This window comes from Pseudomonas sp. GW821-FHT02A08 (assembly GCF_059422045.1).
Genome location: NZ_JBWKWD010000001.1, coordinates 170156 through 191484, shown reverse-complemented (window position 1 = coordinate 191484; position 21329 = coordinate 170156). Strand labels below are relative to the sequence as shown.

Below are 21329 nucleotides of genomic sequence, written 5' to 3'. Positions count from 1 at the left end.
CTGCATCACCCACGCCAGGCTTCCCCCAATTCGAGGACATCCTATGTCTGCTGTTGGCTTTCCCGCACTCAGGGCACACAGACTGAAATATGCAACTTTGTTTCAAGTGATCGGCGTGGCGCTAATGCTTGTTGCATTCAGTGTTCGCGGTGAAGAGTTCTCATCAGTGACGGTCACCCCGGTGGGCTCTCAACCGTCCACTACAGGCCCTGCGGAATACTTCACAGGGAAGGCCCGAGTTGACTCACGGTTCCAGGGATCAAATGGTGCTCGCGTCAGCGGAGGTACCGTAACTTTTGAGCCTGGTGCTCGTACCGCATGGCACACCCATCCGTTGGGCCAGACGTTGATAGTCACTGCCGGTGTCGGCCTAGTGCAACAGGAGGGACAGGCAATTCATGTCATTCGCCCGGGCGACACGGTGTGGATTCCGCCTGGCGTCAAACACTGGCATGGCGCAACGCCCACAAATGGCATGAGTCATGTCGCAATCGCCGAGTTGCTCGAAGGCAGCGCGGTTCAATGGCTAGAGCAAGTGTCCGACGAAGACTACGCCAAGGCCTTTTGATTCACACCGCGCACCGCGTTCACCGCAGCGGCGACTGTTAAAGGTGGAACTTGATGACTGAGACTAAAGATTTAGACAAGCCCGAAGGTTCACCGGCTGCGGTGCTATCCGGCGTCACACCTTCACGACGTCACTTTCTGAAGTTTGGCGTTTCGGGAATCGCCGCAGCGACTGTGTCGACCTGGATCCCTGAAAGTGTGGTTGCTGCACAGTTGGCGCCACAAGTGATCGAAGACGAAGGCGCGCCCAAAGCGGGTGAGCAACGCATCCAACTGACGGTAAATGGGAAGTTACACAAGCTCAACGTCCCGGCTAACGCGATATTGCTGGACGTCTTGCGCGACCGCCTGCAACTGACCGGCACCAAGAAGGGTTGCGATCACGGCCAGTGCGGCGCGTGCACCTTATTGGTCAACGGTGTCGCGATCAACTCCTGCCTTTCAATCGCCATGCAGCACGATGGAGACAGCATCACTACCATTGAAGGCTTGTCCCAGGGAGACGACCTGCACCCAGTACAGGAAGCCTTCTGGGATCACGATGCATATCAGTGCGGCTACTGCACTTCAGGCCAGATCATGAGCGCCGTGGCGCTGCTCAATGATCCAAACATCGGCACTGACGATGCCAGCGTCAAGGAGGCCATGAGCGGCAATATCTGTCGCTGCGGTGCCTACAAGAACATTCTCGCGGCGATTCAGTCGGCACGCGGGAAGATGGGAGGGGCGGTCTGATGCGTACTTTCGACTATGCCCGCGCGCAATCGCCTGCTCAGGCCATCAGTAGCCATGCCGCACCGGGCCTGCCGTTCTATCTGGCAGGCGGTACTACGTTGCTGGATCTGGTGAAGCTTGATGTCATGCAACCCGACCGGTTGGTGGATATCAATCACCTCACTCTCAAGCAAATCGAGCCGCTTGCTGATGGCCGCGTGCGCATTGGTGCGCTGGTTAGCAATACCGAACTAGCGAGCCATCCGCTGATCCGCGATCGCTATGCCGTGTTGTCTCAGGCGATTCTGGCCGGTGCCTCTACGCAGCTGCGCAATAAGGCCAGCACCGGGGGTAATGTCATGCAGCGAGTGCGCTGCAACTACTTTCGCGACGGTGTATCGCCCTGCAACAAGCGCCAGCCTGGATCCGGCTGTGCGGCTATCGGTGGTCACAACCGCAGCGTCCACGCCGTGCTAGGTACCAGCGAGCAATGCATCGCGACGCACCCTTCGGACATGTGCGTGGCGATGGTCGCCATCGGTGCGCAGGTGACAGTGCAGGGCCCGAATGGGGAACGCGAGATACCCTTCGGCGATTTCCACATGTTGCCGGGTCAGACGCCCTGGATCGAACATGCGCTCCAGCCCCATGAGCTCATCACTCATGTGACTTTGGATGCACCGCTAGCGAATAGTCGCTCGGCCTACCTGAAACTGCGTGACCGGGACTCCTATCAATTCGCCCTGGCGTCGAGTGCCGTCGTTGTTGTGATGGACGGCCAGCGCATTACTGATGCACGGATTGCCTTGGGCGGGGTGGGCACCAAGCCTTGGCGAGCCCTCGAAGCCGAGCGTGCCCTGGTCGGCCAGAAAGCCGATATTGGGCTGTTTACGCAGGTGGGGGAGCGCGCCATGCAGGGCGCCCGCGCTTACGAGCATAACGCGTTCAAGATCCCGCTCGGCCAACAGGTCGTGACTCGCAACCTTCGCGATCTGACAGCATAGGAGCGCACTCTGATGAGCCAGTCCATAATCGGCACCCCGTATAAGCGTATCGACGGCCGCCTTAAAGTCACGGGCGCAGCACGCTATGCTGCAGACCATCCCTTTCCAGACATGGCTTATGCCTACGGCGTCTACAGCACGATCGCCAATGGCCGGGTCGTGGCCATCGATGACACACGGGCACGCGCGATGCCGGGCGTGGTCGCCGTTCTGCACCACGGAAACTTCCCCGCGCTGCACCGCACACCTGATGTAGCCATGACCTTCAAGGACATTCTCAGCGCCGCCAAGGTCGACGAGCGCCGATTGCCTTTCGAGGATGACAAGGTCGCCTATCCGGGCCAGTTTGTAGCGTTAGTTGTGGCTGATACCTTCGAGCAAGCCCGAGCGGCATCGCATCAGGTCAAGGTGGAATATGCCGAAAGTCCGGCCATCACCAACCTCAAAGATGCACTGCGGCAAAAGGGTGCGCGCGAGGGAGGGCGCGGGCACAGCCGAGGCGATCCGGATGCAGCCTGGCAGACGGCGGCCACGCGGCTGGATCAGACCTATACCACTCCGGTGGAAACCCACAGCCCGATGGAGATGCACGCCACTACGGCGTATTGGCGCGACGGCAAGCTGTATGTCTACGAGGGCACGCAGGGAGTCGTCAATCACCGCAACGTGCTGGGCAATGTCTTCGACCTGCCTCCAGACCGCGTTGAAGTGCATGCACCCTTCATCGGTTCCGGATTTGGCAGCAAACTGTGGCCGTGGCCTCACTCGATAGCAGCCTGCGCCGCCGCCAAGGTCGTGAAGCGTCCGGTGCAATTGATGCTGCCCCGGGCGCAGATGTTTACAACCGCAGGGCATCGTCCTGAAACCTTGCAGCGCATTCGCCTTGCCACTGATGGGGACGGCAAGTTGGTGTCTATTCGGCATGAATCATTCAATAGCACTTCGACCACCGATGCCTACACCGAAGCATGCGGCGGCGTCACACGTAGCCTTTATTCCTGTCCGAACGTGCTTGTGAATCACAAGAACAGTCCGCTTAATCGAGGCACTCCCACATCAATGCGTGCACCTGGTGCCGCACCTGGCCTGTTTGCTCTGGAGTCGGCGATCGACGAATTGGCGCTGCTGCGTGGTGTTGATCCGCTGGTGTTTCGCAAGCTGAATCTGGCCACGCGAGACGAAAGCCTCAACCTGGAATGGTCGAGTAATCATCTCCCCGAAGCGATTGATACCGCCGCCGAACGATTTGGCTGGCACGCACGCAACGCAGCGGTCGGTTCAATGCGTGACGGTGATGAGGTCATTGGCTATGGCATGGGCGCCTGCAACTGGGAAGCCTTCCAGGTTCCCACCGACGCCCGCGTGATCATCCGCTCGGATGGCAGCGCCCTAGTGCAATGCGGTCAGCAGGATATCGGCACCGGTACCTATACAGTGGTGGCGCAGGCTGTCGCTCAACTGACTGGCCTGCCATTCGAGCGTATTGAGGTTGAACTGGGCAGCTCTACGTTTCCGCCGGGCGCGTTGGCGGGTGGTTCGTGGGCCACCGCAAGTATCTTGCCGGCCATCGCAGGCGCCACCCGGGCTGCGCTCGCAAAGTTGCGGCAGTACGCTGTCATGGACGGTGGGCTACTGGTGGGTGGTGAGCCAGATAGCTTGACGGTGGAGGGTGGTCAATTAGTTAAGGATGGCCAGCGTGCAAGTTTTGCCGATGTACTTCGTCACAAGCGATTGGGCCGAGCCGAGGGGCACTTCCAGAGCGGAGCCAAGGGCGGAGACTTTTCCTATCGTTCCTTCGGCGCGCACTTTGTCGAGGTGCGTTGGGATCCAGGCATTTCGCGCCTGCGCGTAGCACGGGTAGTCAGTGCCATCGATGTGGGCAAGGTGGTTAACCCGCTGGCGGCGCGAAATCAGGTGGAAGGAGCGATCATCATGGGCGTGGGGATGGCGCTGTTTGAAGCGTCGGAGAATGACCCCAGCAGCGGTTTGCCGGTCAACAACAACTATGCCGAATACGTGGTGCCCGTGCATGGAGACTTGCCCGACATCGACGTGACTTTGCTCGACTATCCGGATTACAACCTCAGTGAGTTCGGTGCCCGAGGGATCGGGGAAATCGGCGTTACCGGCCTTGCAGCAGCGGTTGCCAATGCTGTCTACCACGCAACTGGAAAACGCATTCGCAGCTTGCCCATCACCAAGGAAAAGCTAATGACTATTTGAGGATCGATGCCATGAAACAGCTTGATCTTCAGGTCATTCAGCAGGCCCGAGCCTGGATCGCACAGGGTCAGCCTGTATGGCTTTGCACTGTCCTTGCCACCTTCGGCTCGGCGCCGCGCGGCCCTGGGGCGATGTTGGTCTGTCTGAGTTCTGGCGAGCATCGGGGCTCACTGTCTGGCGGGTGTGTCGAGGATGATTTTCTTGAGCGGGTCGCTAGTCAATTCTTCAGGCCGGTGAACCAAGTGGTTCGCTATGGCGAGGGAGGTCTGGCACCCAACTTGGCGTTGCCATGCGGTGGCGTTCTAGACGTGCTTGTGGAATATCTGGCTCCGACCAGCGATACCGACGCGCATCTTGCGGCCGTTGAGGCGGCTTTCGCTGGATCGGGCTTGATAACTCGTCAAGTGCTGCTGGGCACCGAGCACCGTCGCATCGACCCTGGCAGCATGGATGTAGCGAGAGTCGAAGTCGGCGTGGAACAGGTGGCAATTCGTATTGGCGCGGTGCAGCGTTTGCTGCTGGCCGGGCTTTCACCCGTCGCGGAGTTCTGCGCCAGCTTTGCCATTGCATTGGGCTATGAGGTGATTCTGTGCGAGCCACGGGAAGAACTAATTGCCGGCTTCACACTGTCGGGGGTTGAAGTACATGAGGTGCTGCCGGCGGTCTACATCGCCAATGGCGGATGCCATGCGTCAACAGCCGTGGTAGCTCTGACGCATGATCCGCGCCTGGACGACCTCACACTGCTTGAAGCGGTACGTACTCAGGCGTTCTACATTGGCGCGATGGGTTCGCAGCGCACAAGCAGTAAGCGTTTTGAACGCCTGGCGCGGATTGGTGGGCTCGATGACGCGAGCCTGCAAAGGATCCATGCACCCATCGGCCTGCGCTTGGGCAGCAAGACCCCTGCAGAAATCGCCATGGCGGTGATGGCCGATATCCTGCGGGTGTCCAACGGTATACAGCGTCACGCGCTCTAGCTTTGAGTATCAGACTTGCTTGCGTGAAGCGAATACGTCCTTGAGCACCGGCACCGCCGACATCGCCTTCGGCCAGCCAACGTAGAACGCCAAATGCGTCACCACCTCGGCGGCTTGGGCTTGGCTCAGGCCGTTGTCCATGGCTCGGTTGAGGTGGAACGGGAGCTGTGCCGCTTGGCCCTGGGCAATAAGAGCGGCGACAGTGACCAGGCTGCGGTCTCGGGCGTTGAGATTGCTTTGCCGCCAAAGGTCACCGAACAACACGTCATTGGTGTATCGAGCCAGCTCCGGCGCCACGCCTCCAACACCAGCCTCGACTGCGGCACGGCGTTTTACTTCACTCTCTGGATCAAGTGTCAGGGGAGCGCCCACTGGTGGCGAAATCTGATCGGCTGGAATATGTCGCTCGCTGAATATCTGCTTGGCGACGCCGGCTGCAGACATCGCGTTAGGCCAGCCAGAGTAGAACGCCAAGTGGGTAATCAATGCGCTGATCTCACTTGGCTTGAGGCCATTGTCGAGCCCCAGTTTGATGTGCCCTGTGAGTTGCGGGATCTGGCCGCTGGCGATCAGGGCAGGCAAGGTAATCAGGCTGCGATCTCGCGGTAACAGCTCTGCACGTTTCCACACTTCGCCGAACAGCAGCTCGGTGGTGTATTTGTATAGCTGCGGGGTGACTTCCAGTAGGTCGGGTGACGGCTTCGGATCGGGACGCGGCTGAGCTTGATCAGCGTCCACGGCGGTGGCGAAGAGGAGGGTGGCGAAGGTCGTAGCGGTGAGCAGTTTCATCGAACGTTCCTATTGGAGTGTCGAAATGCTCGCGGGCCTGGATCCGTTGCCCGCGAACCTGAGGGTACGGCTGGCGATCAGGTTGGCGCAGGCGCTGGCAACGAACCCATATCGATGACAAAGCGATAGCGCACGTCGGCGCGCTCCATCCGGTCAAAGGCTTCGTTGATCTGATCCATACGGATCATTTCGCACTCAGGCAGGATGTTCTTCTCGGCGCACAGGTCGAGCATTTCCTGGGTTTCTTGAATGCCGCCGATGGGCGAGCCAGCAATGCGGCGCCGGCCGAGTATCATCGGCACGGTGTTCTGCTCTTCCATCGGCCCGACTTGGCCAACCATCACCAGGGTCGCATCGACATCGAGCAGCGATACATAACCATCGAGCTGATGCTTGACTGGCACCGTATCGATGATCAGATCGAAACTTGAAGCCGCAGCGACCATGGCAGCGCTGTCGCTCGATGGCAGAAGGCGTGTGGCACCCAAGGCCAGGGCATCGGCTTCCTTGTCCCGCGTGCGGCTGATAACCGTCACCTCGGCCCCCATTCCCACTGCCAGCTTGACGGCCATATGGCCCAGGCCGCCGAGACCGATTACGCCAACACGACTGCCGGGAACGACGTTCCAGGTACGTAACGGGGAGTAAGTGGTGATACCCGCACACAGCAGCGGGGCGACCTTTGACAGGTCAAGACTTTCAGGGACGCGCAGCACAAATTCTTCACGTACCACCAGGTGCTTGGAGTAACCGCCGAAGGTGTTCTCACCGCTCAAACGATCCTTGCCGTTGTAGGTGTTGGTATTCCCCTCGCGGCACAGTTGTTCTTCGCCTTTGCGGCATTGGTCGCAGGTCATGCACGCATCGACCATGCAGCCGACGGCCACAGCGTCACCGACTTTGTAGCGGCTCACTTCATTTCCGATGGCGGTGACGCGGCCAACAATCTCGTGTCCGGGCATGGCAGGGTAGACCGTCCAGCCCCAATCGTTACGCGCGGTATGGAGGTCGGAGTGGCAGACGCCGCAGTAGAGCACTTCCATGGCAACGTCGTTGGGGCGCAGTTCGCGGCGATTGAACCGTAGGGGGGCGAGAGGGCTTTGTGGGGTTTGTGCGGCGTAACCGATGGTCTTCATTGCATACCTCGAACATTTGAAACGAATGAATAGACCAACCCATGGTAGGCAACTGAAATCCATTGATTAAGAGGCATAACCTGCATGGCGTCATGAGTTCAGCTCATCAATGGACGTTGCTCTGAGATATGCTCAACAACGATCACTATATGAATGAGGTTCATGAATGGCGCGCGAAGGATACGGCGACCTTTTGGCATTTGTGGCTGTCGCGCGGGAGCGCAGCTTCACACGCGCAGCCGCTCAGCTCGGCGTTTCACAGTCGGCTCTGAGTCATACCATCCGCGCGCTGGAAGCCCGACTTGGCGTGCGTTTGCTGACGCGAACCACCAGAAGTGTGGCGCCCACTGAAGCCGGAGAGCAGCTGTTCAATAAGCTGGCCCCGCGCTTCGATGAGATCGAGGCCGACCTTGCCGAAGTGGTCGAGCTGCGGGATTCGCCTCGCGGCACGCTTCGTATCTCGGCCACGGACTATGCCGCCAACGCGGTGCTGTGGCCGCGTCTGGCGGATTTCATGCCGCGCTATCCAGATATCAAGATTGAAATCATGACCGACTACGGGCTGACCGATATCGTTGCAGAGCGTTATGACATTGGCGTGCGCCTGGGGAACCAGGTTGCCCAGGACATGATTGCCGTTCGAATCGGCCCCGACTTACGCATGGCGATGGTCGCCTCGCCGGCGTATCTGAAAGTGCATTTAGCACCGCAGTTACCGGAAGATCTGGCAGCTCACAACTGCATCAACCTAAGGCTCCCCACTCATGGGGGTTGCTACCCATGGGAACTGGCTAACGGTGACCGCGAGTTACAGCTTCGGGTGCAAGGGCAACTGACCTTTAATGGCACATACCCGATGCTCGCGGCTGCGCTGGACGGGTGCGGTGTGGCTTATCTGCCTGAGGATCTGGTTAAAGAGTACGTTGCGGCCGGCCGCCTTTGTTGGGTGCTGGAGAAGTGGTTTCCGACCTTCCCGGGCTTGCACATCTACTACCCGAGCCGGCGGCAGTCTTCACGGGCACTTGCTCTTGTAGTGGATGCACTGCGCTACAAGGCGTAAATCATTCATGAGTTAGTCTCATGGCCGTATCCCTTTTTTGCACCTTAATCACCAATACAAATGGGTCTAGGATCAATTCATCTTTTAAACGCCTTTGAGGGTTAATGATGAATTACCGTTATCTGGGCCGCAGCGCCCTGAAAGTATCGCCTTTGTGCCTGGGTGCGATGATGTTCGGCGGCGAGACCGATGAAGCTACCAGTAAGCGCATCATCGACAAGGCGGGTGCCGCAGGCATCAATTTCATCGACACTGCTGATGCTTATCACGCTGGACGTTCCGAAGAGGTGGTGGGCCGCTCCATTGCGGCTCAGCGTGACAACTGGGTCGTGGCGACCAAGTTCGGCTATCCGTCGTCGGCCGATGCAGGCCCGAATCAACAAGGGCAGTCGCGCAAGTGGATTATGCAGAATGTCGAAGCCAGCCTGAAGCGCCTGGGCACCGACTATATCGACATCCTGTATTTCCATCGCACTTTGAGTGATGCGCCGATGGAAGAAGGCCTGCGCGCAATCGACGACCTGATTCGCCAAGGCAAGATCCGCTATTACGGGGTTTCCAATTTCCACGGTTGGAAAATCGCCGAGATGGTGCGCATTGCCGATGCGTTGGGGATCCAGCGGCCAACCGTCAGCCAACCTTTGTACAACATCGTCAATCGCATCGCCGAGGTAGAGCAACTGCCTGTCGCAGGCAATTACGGCATTGGGGTTGTCCCTTACAGCCCGCTCGCCCGTGGCGTTCTCAGCGGTAAGTACCCAGTGGATGCGCCACCACCGGCTGATACAAGAGCCGGGCGCGGTGACAAGCGTATCCAGCAGACAGAATGGCGTCCCGAGTCTTTGAAGCTCGCGCAGACCATCGCCCAGCATGCGACCGATCGCGGCACCACTTCAGTTGCCTTTGCCATCGCATGGGTACTGAAAAATCAGTTGATCAGCGCGGCGATCGCGGGCCCGCGCACCGAAGCTCATTGGGACAGCTACATAGAAGCTTTAGGGCTGGAGTTGGGGTCAGATGACGAGAAACTGGTCGACAGCCTGGTTGTGCCAGGGCATGCATCGACCCACGGTTTCACCGATCCGGGCTACCCGGTTGAAGGGCGCAAAGTGAGCTGAAACGAGAGAAGGCTAGGACAGGGCAAGCAGCGTAGTGGCTGCCCTGTCCTGTTTTTAACGCTCCGTAGCAGTCTGATCACCTTGGATTTCGATGTCCTTTCCAGGTTTAGATTTAACCACCCAGAACGCACACACCATACTGGCCGCTCCGAATACTGCGATCACTGTCGCCATTGGCTTCGGGGTACCGTCTGCCAGTACGCCGACCAAGCCCGACCCGAGTATCCCTGTTCCGTACTGCAACGCCCCAATCAGTGCAGAAACCGCTCCAGCCATATGGGGGAAACTGTCCAGCGCACCGACGATCGAGTTGGCGACGATTAAGCCCGCTGCTGCGACGAACACGAACAGCGGCGCGACCAATCCCGTCAGCCCGCCAATACCACTCCATACGTCGATCACCAGCCAGAGGCTCGACAAGGCAGCCATCAGCGCTCCCAATCGCATCAGCTGATCAGTACCTACTTGCCTGACGAGCCTGGCGTTGAGCTGATTAGCGAGCATGATCCCCACGATGCCCACACCGAACAGGATCCCGTAGGTCTGCGGGGATAGGTGGTAATAGTCTATGTAAGCGAAAGGCGTTCCCGCGATGTAGGCATACATTCCCCCATAGAAGAATCCACCTGCCGAGGCATAACCCAGGACGCGGCGATCGGTCAGCAGTTTGCCGTATCGGTAAAAGGCACCACTGAGCGGGGCGTGATTGCGGCGTTCGACAGGAAGGGTTTCCGGAAGCGTATACAGGGCAACAAGTGTGGCCACGCCAAATACCGCCAACGCCCAGAAAATCAAATGCCATGAGCCTAATTTGAGAATTACCCCGCCAATGCTCGGGCCCAGTAGCGGGGCCACGGCCATGACCGTCATCAGGGTCGACAGCATTTGTGCAGCCCGGTGCCCTTCATAAAGATCGCGGATCATTGCACGGGCCAGCACGACACTGGCACATGCGCCTACCGCCTGTACCGCACGCCAGCCAATCATCATTGGCGCCGTCGTCGATAGAGCGCAGCCGGCGGAACCCGCGATAAACAGCAGCAACCCCAACGCGACTGGCATCCGCCGTCCGTATCGGTCGCCGACCGGCCCCCATAATAACTGGCCTAGGCTAAAGCCGATCAGGTAGCCGGAAATCGTAAGCTCAAGCTGGCCCGCGTTAGCGTGCAGCGACTTAGCCATGGCGGGCATGGCAGGCAGGTAGAGATCGGTTGAGATGGAAGCAAAGGCCATCAAGGCACTGAGGGTCGCCAGAATCCATAGGCTTTGTTTGTCGGACGGCTGAGTTGTCTCCATGTGGCGTTCTGTCGGTGGCATGGTCAGCGATACTCTTGAAATCGGGTTGAATAAAACAAGACCACCGACGCCCATCTACGGGCGCCGCGGTTGGCCAGGGCGGTGGAAGTTAGCGGTTAACGTTCTTCTGCAAATGAGCAGGGTAGCGATCACCCACGACCTTGATCTGCTCAAGTGCCGTAGCGATGGAAACAAGATCGGCCTTGTTCAGGAGGAGGTCGGCTGCACCGATGTTCTCTTCCAGTCGATTCAACTTGGTGGTACCTGGAATAGGTACGACCCAAGGCTTTTGCGCCAACAGCCAAGCCAAGGCAACCTGCGCTCGTGTTGCGCCTTTACCGTCGGCGATCTGACCGAGCACCTCGACCAATTTCGCATTGGCCTTGCGGTTTTCTTCGGTGAAGCGCGGAACCACATTGCGGAAGTCGTCGTCCGCGAATTTGGTGTCGGCATCGATGGCTCCGGTCAGGAAGCCTTTGCCCAGCGGGCTGAATGGAACGAAGCCGATTCCGAGTTCTTCCAGTACCGGCAAGATCTGCTCTTCAGGCTCGCGCCACCATAACGAATACTCACTTTGTAGGGCGGCAACAGGAAGCACGGCGTGCGCGCGGCGGATTGCATCTGGCCCCGCTTCTGACATCCCGAAGTGCAGAACTTTGCCTTCCTCGACCAGTAGCTTCACGGCACCCACAACGTCTTCAATCGGCACCTGAGGATCAATGCGGTGCTGGTAGAGCAGCTCGATGCGGTCAGTTTTGAGCCGCTTCAGCGAGGCCTCGACCACCGCTTTTATGGTGTCGGGGCGACTATCGAGACCTTCACCCGGAACTCCATTTTTGAAGCCAAACTTGGTCGCGATGACGACTTGATCCCGGATCGGGGCCAATGCTTCGCCTAACAGTTCCTCGTTGGTGTAAGGCCCATAAGCCTCTGCACTGTCGAAGAAGTTGACGCCCTTGTCGAAAGCATTACGGATCAGAGAAATTGCTGCGTTACGCTCCAGGGCGGGGCCATACGCGAAGCTCAGGCCCATGCAGCCCAAGCCAATGGAGGACACTTCCAAACCGCTTTTGCCTAGCTGACGTTTCTGCATGTTTCGTCTCCTTCGCAAAGTTGTGGCTGACAGGTACACTTTAAATTCCTGTGCCTAATTCAACAATTGGCGCACCGCTTCATGGGGAGTTGAGGAGAATTCACTAATGATCCGTGCCGGCCTTCCGGAATTAACTGCTTTTGTAGCCATCGCAGAACAACGCAGTTTCAGCGGCGCTGCCAAGATGCTGGGTGTTTCGGCCTCGGCACTGAGCCATTCAATGCGCGGGCTTGAATCGCGCCTTGAACTTCGCTTGTTCAATCGGACAACCCGCTCAGTCGCCTTGACCGAGGCGGGGGAGCAACTTTTCTTGCGAGTGCAGCCACTGTTGGGCGAACTCGAATGTGCGGTCAACGACGTCACGTCAGAGCGCAATACCCCCTCAGGCCTGATACGACTGAGTGCATCCGAATCGTCATTCAAACTTTTGATCCGCCACGTCATGCCCCAATTTCTCCAGGACAATCCGCAGATCCATATCGAGTGTGTGGCTGAAAGCCGCTTGGTCGATATCGTCGCCGATGGGTTCGATGCGGGCATTCGGCTATTTGACGATGTTCCGCGCGACATGATCGCGGTGCGCTTCGGCCCCGATGTGCGATTTGCTGCAGTGGCTTCGCCCGAGTACCTCAGTCGGCATCCGGCGCCCATGGCACCACACGACCTCAAGGCTCATCGATGCATCCGATTTCGCTTTGCCAGCGGCACGCTGTTTCGTTGGGATCTCGATCATCTGGGCAGATCAGCCAGCATCGATGTCGACGGGCCCATGACCATGGATAATATCAACCTGATGATAGAGTCTGCTTTGGCGGGCATTGGTATTGCGTGGGTACCTGAGCATCAGGCCGAGGAACATTTGCAGGCCGGGCGCCTAGTCCATCTGCTGCCTGACTGGGGCCCTTACTATTCCGGCGCATGTCTCTACTACCCAGCTAATCGGCACCCGCCTATGGCCTTGCGGATGTTCGCGGAAGCGGTGCGCGAGTGGGCACGCCAGCAAGAATGAAACCACTCCTGCTGGCCTGTGGCGCTATTGGTCATCGCCATACAAATATTGAGCGGTAACGCCGCCGTCCATAAGGATATCGCTGCCGGTGATGAACGTCCCTTCAGGGCCCATAAGCAGAGCAGCGACCGCACCCACTTCATCGGGCGTACCTCCGCGCTTGGCTGCGGACGATTCGATCATGCGGCGGTACCCATCCCCACGCGGGCCATTGAGTTCATCCCGGGCCAAAGGAGTGAAGATAATGCCAGGGCTGATCGTGTTAACACGCGCCCCACGCTTTCCCCATCGAACGGCTTGCGCAGCCACACGCAGAGAGTTGCCACGTTTGGATATCTGATAGGCGTTCAGGGGATCGGTTACTAGCTCGGGCTGTAGCATCGGTAAAGCAAGAAGATCTTCAGTCGGGGTTAACGCCAAGGCTTTGTTCTGTTCGGCGGTGAGCGCCGGCAAGCGGTGACCTGACTGCGAGGCGATGACGATTGCCGAACCACCTTTTGCGATTACATCTCCAAACAGCTCCAGCACTAAAGCGGTGCCATACAGGTCGACCAGGAGAATGGTGGCAGGTGCAGCCTGAGATGGAGAAATACCTGCTGCGTGGATGACTCCGGTAATGTCACCAATGCTTGCAGCAAGGGCGACGAGTGCCTGGACAGACTCGCGGGACGAGATATCAACCTTGGACGTGGTGACTTCAAAACCTGCATCGCTCAAAACTTTCGCGGCTGCATCAGCAGTTTCTTGCCGCAGATCGGCAAGCAATACATGTTTGCCAGCGCTGACGCGCCGAGCGATGGCTTGGCCAATTGAACCAGCACCGATTACTACAGTTACATCTGTCATTTTCATTTTCCTACAATGGTGTGATTCCACTCTACGGTGAGAGGCGCTTGATGATTAGTCCTTCAAAAACGCGCGGCCTTGTGAGTTCAATTCAGTAATTCGTCGAGAAAAATTCAGTGACCGAGTACCGAAAACATGAATGGGTGAATAACCCTCATAAGGCTGTGTAGCAGGCCCCTGATTGTTGAATCATGTATCAAGGCCTAGGATTAACAATAGCTGATTGAGCGTCGACTGAAGCTGACCTACCAGACCCGAGAAGAATCCGAAAATGAGTGTCAGCGACTCAACCTCAAGAAGGTCAATAGCGTCCTTTCTGAACGAGAATCCATACCTGTTCTTTCGGCATTCATAAATTCAAAACAGTTACTCTGCGCTTGGCCCTCGAGTGACCAGCAGATCAGCGGGGGCTTAGCGGTGCGGAGCTGCATACTGCTATCTCACATGGATGCTCGGTGTTCAGTCGATGCAAACAGACTCTACTTCAGCTCTGATCTTGAGCCCGCTTGCCGAGCCCCCTTCGACAAGAGTCGGTGATTCAGAGCTTGTTCGAGCAGCTGAAACACTGACGAAACATTCCGGCCATATGATTCGCGTCACCGAAACCTAGGAGGGTTGGAGATGAATCGGCCATCAAGAAGCATGCGCAAATTGCTCGATGCTGTTGCCACCAACAATGAGGCAGCGGCGCTTGATGTGATGCGTGCTGCTGAACAGCTCCAGGATGAGGTGTTGCGTCAACGATTGCTCAACCTGATTCATCGGCTCAACCAGGATGCCAATGACTTGCGAATGGCGCGGGACGATATCCAAGGTGGAGCCATCAAGCTTGCGTGACCCGCATCCATCACTGTTAAGCTCGTCCACCTACGCCACGATAGAGTGGCGCGATGAACAGCTTTATCTCAGTCCTGGTAGTGCTGGACGGGGACGCCTTAAGCTGCTGGTGACACCAGCTCTACTTGAAGCAGTGAGGCCTCAATTTAACCACAACTGATTTACCTACTCGACTCGCATCATCCACGGTGAAGAGGACGACCAGATCACTCAGGTGTCATGAGCACTGCTAGCGTCATGTTGATGAATTCTTCGTTCTTGCTGATTGTGTCCAAAGCACCACGAACGTTGCCTCCAACCTCACCCGAGCCGCGTTGCTCGACCCAAAGCGTAAGCTCCATGATCGCGGCTTCGAGTGCCAACTGATTCTGATTGATCTTGAAGAGTAGGGAAGGGAGTAGGTCTGCGTTCGACATTGTGATTCCTCCGTGGAAGAGGTCAGCGTAGCAGGAGGGCTAACTGAGATCGAATAACGGCGCGCACAACGCTCTGTGATCTATCTTCTGTGTTCGCCGTTCAATGTCGAACAGACCGTGACTGCCTCCGCCCTTACCTTGAATACGCCGTGCTTGCTAGCTGAGCCTCCCACCACAAGATCGACCACCCGGCATCACTTGCTGCCATCGTCCAGTCTGGTGGTCTCAATCACCTTGAATCTTGAGTGCATGATGCGTTGCGTGCTGAAAGTGATGTTTTAGAAATGCCGGCAACACGTACCGACTTTAACTTCGGCATTGGCTTCATGCTAAGCACAGGAATGATCCTTCAACCTTGGGATCAATCTAGATTCCGCGCCGAGTTGGTCAACGCACGAGAGCATTGCAACAGCGCCGGCGCCAGTTGCCGCTCGGCATCCGCGCGGCTCCAGCGACTGGTGGGTGCTACCACATGCACCGCCGCTACCGGCCGGCCGTTAGCCCCCAGCACCGGTGCACCGATGGTCATATCGCCGAGGAAAAGTTCCTGGGCATTGACTGCATAACCTTGCTCCCGCACCACCTGCAGAGACTCCAGAATCTTGTCGACCTGCGTCAGCGTATGGCTGGTATGGGCGACTCGCTGGCTATTCTCGATTAACACCAACGCTTCATCCTGCGGTAGCGCACTTAAGTAGGCCCTGCCGGACGCGGTGCAATACATCGGCACGCGCGAGCCAATCGGCATATGCACCGGCACAAAACCCGAGCTGACGAAGCGTGCAATGTAGGTCATGTCGTAGCCCGCAGGCTCCGTAAGGCAGGAGGTCTCTCCGGTCAGTCGCGTCAGTTCGGAAAGGAACGGGTTGGCCACTTCGATCAGCGAATGGGCATCCAGGTAACTGAACCCCAACTCCAGCACCCGTGGTGTCAGTTGGTAATGACGTGTGCGGGAGTGTTTCCGTAGGTAACCAAGGCTCTCCAGGGTAAACACCATGCGCTGGGCCGAGCTTTTCGTCATGCCAGCGGCGTCAGCTACCTCTGCAAGGCTCATGCTACGGCGCTGCGCACTGAAAGCCTTGAGCACCGACAGACCTTTTTCCAGGGATTGGTTGTGCAAACTGTTGCGTTCTTCGGACATGGCGAACTCGCTGTCAGATCGATCGATTATGGGGAGATTTTTACACCATAAAGCAAAAACAGGTCATTAAATATCGCATATCGATACGATTGACTCATTTTACGCATTTAATGAATCGATATTCACTCAAGTCGAATCGGAATGGCATGAGGCTTGCGGTTGTTCTCTTGCCGCTAGCGGTACTGACGATCCGTTTTCCTTCTGGAGTAACCCGATGAACAGTCTTTCACCATTGTTTCGCCGCCTCGCCTTCGGTCTATGCGCCACCCTGTGCGTGACCGCCGTGCACGCCGCCAGTGCGACCACGTACAAAGTTGGTGCAACAGCCAGCGGCTCGCCGTTTACCTTCCTCGATATCAAGAGCAATAGCATCCAGGGGGTGATGGTCGATGTCGCCGAAGCGGTGGGCAGGGCCGGGGGCTTCACCAGCCAGATCGAACAGACCAACTTCGCCGCGCTTATTCCCTCCCTGACTTCCGATAAGCTCGACTTCATTTCCGCTGGCATGCTGAAAACCGAAGAGCGTACAAAAGTCGTCGACTTCAGTAACCCGGTCTACGCCTACGGAGAAGGCCTGATCATCAGTGCCGATGACAATGCCGCCTACCCCGACCTGAGTCCGCTCAAAGATCAGGTAGTGGGTGTGCAGGCCGGCACCATCTTTTACGACCAGCTCAAAAAGCTCGGCATCTTCAAGGAAATCCGCACCTACGACTCCATTGGCGAGATGGTTCGTGACCTGTCCCTGGGGCGCATCAAGGCCGCTGTCGGTGACCAGCCGGTGGTGGCTTATCAGATCCGCCAGAATCTGTTCAAAGGCGTGAAACTGGCCGCCGACTACAAACCCACCAATGTCGGCGAGGTTTGCCTGGTGGTGCGCAAGGGTGACACCGAAACCCTCGAGCGTCTGAATCAGGCCATCGCCAGCATTAAAGCCGACGGAACCCTGGCCAGTATCCTCAAGAAGTGGGGGCTTGATACCCAGGTGAACCTATGAGCCCTACTGAATTCCTGCAAAGCGCGGTGGATTTTTTACCCATCCTGCTTCAGGGCGCCTGGGTGACCATCCAGATCACCGTACTGTCGTTCCTGCTCAGCAGCGCCATCGGCCTGGTACTGGCGTTGCTCAAGTTGTCCCCGATCCGCGCGCTGTCGGTGGCGGCGAGCACGGTGATCAATGTGATTCGCGGCCTGCCGATCATCGTGCAGCTGTTTTACATTTACTTCGTGTTGCCGGACATGGGTGTGCATCTCACTGCCTTCCAGGCAGGGGTGATAGGCATGGGTATCGCCTATTCCGCCTATCAGGCCGAGAACTTTCGCACCGGTATCATCGCCGTGGAGCAAGGACAGCGCGAAGCCGCCGAAGCCTTGGGAATGCGCTCGGTACTGATGATGCGCCGTGTGATTCTGCCCCAAGCCTTCCGTATCGCTCTGCCGCCCTATGGCAACACCTTAGTAATGATGCTCAAGGACTCGTCACTGGTGTCCACCATTACCGTTGCCGAGATGACCCGCCAGGGTCAACTGATTGCCTCATCCACCTTTCAGAACATGACTGTTTACACCCTAGTAGCTCTGCTCTACCTGCTGATGAGCCTGCCGTTGGTGTATGGCCTGCGTCGTATGGAACAGCATCTGAGCCGGAGGAAAAAAGCATGATCGAGATTCGTCAGCTGCAGAAACATTATGGCAATCACCGCGTACTGCACGGAGTAGATCTGGACGTGGCCAAGGGTGAAGTGGTGTGTCTGATCGGCCCTTCTGGTTCAGGCAAATCTACTCTGCTGCGCTGCATCAATGCACTGGAAACCTACGACGGCGGCGCCATCACCGCGTTCGGCGAAACCGTGCAACGGAGCAGTAAAACCGTGCACGCGCTACGAAGTCGCATGGGTATGGTGTTCCAGCGTTTCAACCTGTTCCCCCATCGCACAGTGTTGGAAAATGTCATGGAAGGGCCGGTATACGTCAAAGGTGAGTCACCCACTCAAGCACGTGAAGAAGCCCTGGCCTTACTGGAGAAAGTTGGCCTGTCGGCAAAGGCGGAATCCTATCCGGAACAACTCTCCGGCGGCCAGCAACAGCGGGTGGCCATCGCGCGCGCCTTGGCTATGAAGCCCGAAGCCATGCTGTTCGACGAACCTACCTCGGCCCTCGACCCTGAGCTGGTGGGCGATGTGCTGGAAGTAATGCGTACGCTGGCGGATGAAGGCATGACCATGATCGTGGTCACCCATGAAATGGGCTTTGCTCGCGAAGTTGCCGACCGTGTGTGCTTCCTCCATGGCGGCTACATAGTTGAAAGCGGCCCGGCGGAGCAAGTCCTGGGCAATCCGCAGCAACCGCGAACTCAAGACTTTTTGCGCCGGGTACTGCATCCCACCGCCAGCACTCGGAGCCTGTCATGAAGTCTCTATGGGCAGCGACTGCACCGCCAGCTGTACCGACGCCTGCGTTGAGCGAATCGTTGAAGGTGGATGTGGCGATAGTGGGAGCGGGGTATACCGGCTTGTCGACGGCCCTGCACCTGGCTGAGAAGGGTGTAAGCGTCTGTGTACTGGAGGCCAATGAACCTGGCTGGGGCGCTTCGGGCCGTAATGGTGGGCAGGTCAACCCGACGTTGAAATACGATCCGGATCAACTGGTGCAGATTTACGGCACTGAGCGCGCTGAACCCTTGATCGATACTGTGTCGAGCTCTGCTGACCTGGTGTTCAATTTGATCGAGCGGTATGAGATTGATTGCGCGCCAGTGCGAAAGGGATGGATGCAGGTTTCCTACTCGGACAAAGGCGTGGCCGGCTTGCATGCCCGTGCGGATCAGTGGGCCCGGCGTGGTGTACCAGTGCAGTGTCTGGAGGCGAGGGCAATGGCTACGCGCATGGGCAGTGAAGCTTTTGCCGGCGGTTGGCTGGATAGCCGAGCCGGAGCGATTCAGCCTTTGGCTTACGCACGCGGATTAGTGCGCGCGGCGCTGGTGGCAGGTGCGCGGATTCATGGCCAGAGTGCCGTGACTGAGTTGCAGCGCCAAGGCTCTGGGTGGCAATTGCAGACCGCTTGCGGCGCACACGTAACGGCGGATCAGGTGGTACTGGCAACCAACGGGTACAGCAGCAACCTGTGGCCTGGTATGGCGCAGAGCATACTGGCTGCCAATAGTTTTATCGTCGCTACCAAACCATTGAGTGGGTCTGTTGCCGAAAGTATCTTGCCAGGGCAGGAAACGGTTTCTACGGCGCAACGATTACTACTGTATTTCCGTAAGGATGCCCACGGTCGTCTGTTGATGGGCGGACGCGGGTTGTTCAACGATCCTACTGGGCCGACGGACTTTGCTCACCTAGAGCGCTCGCTGGCATTGCTGTTTCCGCAGTTGGGGCCACTGGAGTTTGAGTATCACTGGGCTGGACGGATCGCGATCACTCGAGATTTCATGCCGCATGTTCATGAGCCGGCACCGGGGTTGACCTTGGCGCTTGGGTGTAATGGGCGGGGAATCGCTTTGTGTACCAGCCTTGGGCAGCAGTTGGCTGGGCGCTTGTGTGATAGCCGCGCGGCGTTTGCGTATCCGGTATCGCCATTGCAGCGGCTACCATTACATGGATTGCAGAGGTTCTATATTGGCGCGGGGGTGGCTTGGTATAGCTTATTGGATCGGTTAAACGTGAGCTGAGGGATCCTCTATAGCAGATGTCGGGCTCAAGCGAAGCTGCGCCTAAACTTCATGATCGCGGCTTCGAGAGCTAACTGATTCTGATTGATCTTGAAGAGTAGGGAAGGGAGTAAGTCTGCATTCGACATCGTGATTCCTCCGTGAACGAAATGCTCTCGGGACACTCGGCATAGGTCAGCATCGAAGTGGGGTATGCTCAACCTCTCTAGGTACTCTCGCAACATTGCATTGAGAGTTGAGGGCCTCTTTTATAGGTAACTCACATCACTCAATGCTCATGGGCATGTGAATGGATGGTCAGGGCACCAGGTACCTTGGTGCGTTCGAGCCCCCCACGTTCCAGCCACCGGAGGGTCTGCTCATAGGCGCGCTGCAGCAAAGACTCTGTCTGGTCAAAGTTGAACACCGAGACATCCACAGGGCACAAGGGCGGGACGATGTGGAGGCTGGTGAGAGTGCGGAAGTGTTCGATGTCGCTCACCAGTTGGCGCATGCTCATCAGATTGACGGTGTGCAGGGCTAGGGCGACCAGGCCTCGGGGCGGTTGTGTTAGGGCGCAACTCACGCCGGTGGGGATTACCACGACGTTGGTGGCTCCCAAGGCTACGGCAGTCGAGATAGGTGTATTGCTTGCCACGCCGCCGTCAACCAGGAACTGATCGGCGATTTGTACGCAGGGGAACACCAGCGGAATGGCAGCGCTGGCCAGTAACGCCTGCTCGAGTTCGCCACTGGACAGAACGGTCTCGGCACCACTGAGCAGGTTGGTGGTGACGATGTGCAGGGGCAACGCTGCATCCTCAATGCGGTGGATGGGCAATGCCTGATCCAGCAGTCGGGTCAAGGCCGCCGGCTGCAACAGAAAACCACGACGTTTGATCAGTCCTCTACAGGTATCGAGCCAGGAGAGGGGAAAGATGTCCGTTTTACGCAGGCCGCGCCAGAAACCGGCGAGTGCCTCAACGCCTTCGACATCGGGCCTTGCGGCGAAATAGGCACCGTTGATGGCGCCCACCGAAGCGCCAACCACCATATCGCATCGAACATTGGCCTCAACCAGGGCCCGCAACATGCCCACCTGCACCGCACCCAAACTGCCGCCGCCAGCGAATACGATTGCGGTTTTGGTCGCCATGGTCGAAGTCTCGGTGCAGAAATGTACCGATTTAGTGTAGCTGGTGGGGCGGCGTTACTTACGGGGGCTCGCCACATGCTCGAGCCGTCGCAAGCTTGTAGTTCCGGACGATGCCGCATACCAATGGAACCGGGATGAATGCGTAACGGAGCGCGCTTCTACTGCCAGACTGCGCCCATAGGTTTCAACATCTATGACAACGAAGAGAAGCTACGTCTGAAGACTAGCTACTAGACCCGAGAGGAAGCGGAGGCTGAATGTCAGCGACTGAATCTGGGGCGCCTTCAAA

21 protein-coding genes are annotated in these 21329 nt (G+C 57.7%); 13 read left to right on the top strand and 8 right to left on the bottom strand.

What is annotated here, in order from left to right; genetic code table 11:
* Positions 1-124 precede the first annotated feature (124 nt).
* The 5 genes from AC07W4_RS00850 to AC07W4_RS00830 are packed head-to-tail and all read left to right on the top strand — an operon-like array spanning position 125 to position 5488.
* Positions 125-568 (top strand): (R)-mandelonitrile lyase, encoded by a 444-nt coding sequence (locus tag AC07W4_RS00850; RefSeq protein WP_495031296.1) that lies wholly within the window; start codon positions 125-127, stop codon positions 566-568.
* Positions 569-621: 53 nt separating this feature from the next.
* Positions 622-1302: a (2Fe-2S)-binding protein gene (locus AC07W4_RS00845; RefSeq protein ID WP_493156460.1), complete on the top strand. Its 681-nt coding sequence runs from the start codon at positions 622-624 to the stop codon at positions 1300-1302.
* Complete coding sequence (locus tag AC07W4_RS00840; protein ID WP_495031167.1) at positions 1302-2285, top strand: FAD binding domain-containing protein; 984 nt, start codon at positions 1302-1304, stop codon at positions 2283-2285. The genes AC07W4_RS00845 and AC07W4_RS00840 overlap by 1 nt, the downstream gene beginning before the upstream one ends.
* 12 nt (positions 2286-2297) lie before the next feature.
* The gene (locus tag AC07W4_RS00835) at positions 2298-4508 is read left to right on the top strand and encodes a xanthine dehydrogenase family protein molybdopterin-binding subunit (RefSeq protein WP_493174716.1); all 2211 of its coding nucleotides are present in this window, start codon (positions 2298-2300) and stop codon (positions 4506-4508) included.
* 11 nt (positions 4509-4519) lie between these two features.
* Positions 4520-5488: an XdhC family protein gene (locus AC07W4_RS00830; RefSeq protein WP_493133872.1), complete on the top strand. Its 969-nt coding sequence runs from the start codon at positions 4520-4522 to the stop codon at positions 5486-5488.
* 9 nt (positions 5489-5497) lie between these two features.
* Here the strand turns inward: AC07W4_RS00830 and AC07W4_RS00825 are convergent, their stop codons facing one another.
* Together AC07W4_RS00825 and AC07W4_RS00820 are read right to left on the bottom strand one after the other, a co-directional pair.
* Positions 5498-6277 carry a carboxymuconolactone decarboxylase family protein gene (locus tag AC07W4_RS00825; RefSeq protein ID WP_495031166.1) on the bottom strand — a complete coding sequence of 260 codons (780 nt, stop codon included), beginning with the start codon at positions 6275-6277 and terminating at the stop codon, positions 5498-5500.
* Between the two features lie 77 nt (positions 6278-6354).
* The gene (locus AC07W4_RS00820; RefSeq protein WP_493174717.1) at positions 6355-7413 is read right to left on the bottom strand and encodes an NAD(P)-dependent alcohol dehydrogenase; all 1059 of its coding nucleotides are present in this window, start codon (positions 7411-7413) and stop codon (positions 6355-6357) included.
* Positions 7414-7579: 166 nt separating this feature from the next.
* On the opposite strand from AC07W4_RS00820, the gene AC07W4_RS00815 reads away from it, so the two are divergent.
* The gene (locus AC07W4_RS00815) at positions 7580-8473 is read left to right on the top strand and encodes a LysR family transcriptional regulator (RefSeq protein ID WP_493174718.1); all 894 of its coding nucleotides are present in this window, start codon (positions 7580-7582) and stop codon (positions 8471-8473) included.
* Between the two features lie 107 nt (positions 8474-8580).
* Entirely contained in the window at positions 8581-9591 is a 1011-nt protein-coding gene (locus AC07W4_RS00810; protein ID WP_495031295.1) for an aldo/keto reductase, read from the top strand.
* A gap of 54 nt (positions 9592-9645) precedes the next feature.
* Here AC07W4_RS00810 and AC07W4_RS00805 read toward each other — a convergent pair whose 3' ends face one another.
* On the bottom strand, positions 9646-10962 hold the full coding sequence (locus AC07W4_RS00805) for a Bcr/CflA family multidrug efflux MFS transporter (protein WP_493174719.1): 1317 nt from the start codon (positions 10960-10962) through the stop codon (positions 9646-9648).
* Between the two features lie 34 nt (positions 10963-10996).
* Positions 10997-11980 (bottom strand): aldo/keto reductase, encoded by a 984-nt coding sequence (locus tag AC07W4_RS00800; protein ID WP_495031165.1) that lies wholly within the window; start codon positions 11978-11980, stop codon positions 10997-10999.
* A 106-nt stretch (positions 11981-12086) separates the two neighbouring features.
* On the opposite strand from AC07W4_RS00800, the gene AC07W4_RS00795 reads away from it, so the two are divergent.
* Entirely contained in the window at positions 12087-12989 is a 903-nt protein-coding gene (locus AC07W4_RS00795) for a LysR family transcriptional regulator (RefSeq protein WP_495031164.1), read from the top strand.
* A 24-nt stretch (positions 12990-13013) separates the two neighbouring features.
* On the opposite strand, the gene AC07W4_RS00790 is transcribed toward AC07W4_RS00795, so the two are convergent.
* Entirely contained in the window at positions 13014-13835 is an 822-nt protein-coding gene (locus tag AC07W4_RS00790) for an SDR family oxidoreductase (protein ID WP_493133886.1), read from the bottom strand.
* Positions 13836-14456: 621 nt separating this feature from the next.
* Here AC07W4_RS00790 and AC07W4_RS00785 point away from each other — a divergent pair.
* Positions 14457-14672 carry a hypothetical protein gene (locus AC07W4_RS00785; protein ID WP_008001700.1) on the top strand — a complete coding sequence of 72 codons (216 nt, stop codon included), beginning with the start codon at positions 14457-14459 and terminating at the stop codon, positions 14670-14672.
* 206 nt (positions 14673-14878) lie between these two features.
* On the opposite strand, the gene AC07W4_RS00780 is transcribed toward AC07W4_RS00785, so the two are convergent.
* Complete coding sequence (locus AC07W4_RS00780; protein ID WP_495031163.1) at positions 14879-15088, bottom strand: hypothetical protein; 210 nt, start codon at positions 15086-15088, stop codon at positions 14879-14881.
* 361 nt (positions 15089-15449) lie between these two features.
* On the bottom strand, positions 15450-16229 hold the full coding sequence (locus tag AC07W4_RS00775) for an IclR family transcriptional regulator (RefSeq protein WP_495031162.1): 780 nt from the start codon (positions 16227-16229) through the stop codon (positions 15450-15452).
* 214 nt (positions 16230-16443) lie between these two features.
* Between AC07W4_RS00775 and AC07W4_RS00770 the strand changes: the two genes are divergently transcribed.
* From AC07W4_RS00770 to AC07W4_RS00755, 4 genes are read left to right on the top strand one after another with little or no spacing between them, the layout of a single operon-like run.
* The gene (locus AC07W4_RS00770; protein WP_489388622.1) at positions 16444-17226 is read left to right on the top strand and encodes an ABC transporter substrate-binding protein; all 783 of its coding nucleotides are present in this window, start codon (positions 16444-16446) and stop codon (positions 17224-17226) included.
* Complete coding sequence (locus AC07W4_RS00765; RefSeq protein WP_495031161.1) at positions 17223-17891, top strand: amino acid ABC transporter permease; 669 nt, start codon at positions 17223-17225, stop codon at positions 17889-17891. Before AC07W4_RS00770 ends, AC07W4_RS00765 begins: the two co-directional genes overlap by 4 nt.
* The gene (locus AC07W4_RS00760) at positions 17888-18640 is read left to right on the top strand and encodes an amino acid ABC transporter ATP-binding protein (protein WP_495031160.1); all 753 of its coding nucleotides are present in this window, start codon (positions 17888-17890) and stop codon (positions 18638-18640) included. The genes AC07W4_RS00765 and AC07W4_RS00760 overlap by 4 nt, the downstream gene beginning before the upstream one ends.
* Entirely contained in the window at positions 18637-19905 is a 1269-nt protein-coding gene (locus AC07W4_RS00755; protein ID WP_495031159.1) for an NAD(P)/FAD-dependent oxidoreductase, read from the top strand. Before AC07W4_RS00760 ends, AC07W4_RS00755 begins: the two co-directional genes overlap by 4 nt.
* A 268-nt stretch (positions 19906-20173) precedes the next feature.
* On the opposite strand, the gene AC07W4_RS00750 is transcribed toward AC07W4_RS00755, so the two are convergent.
* Complete coding sequence (locus AC07W4_RS00750) at positions 20174-21040, bottom strand: patatin-like phospholipase family protein (protein WP_495031158.1); 867 nt, start codon at positions 21038-21040, stop codon at positions 20174-20176.
* Positions 21041-21329 lie beyond the last annotated feature (289 nt).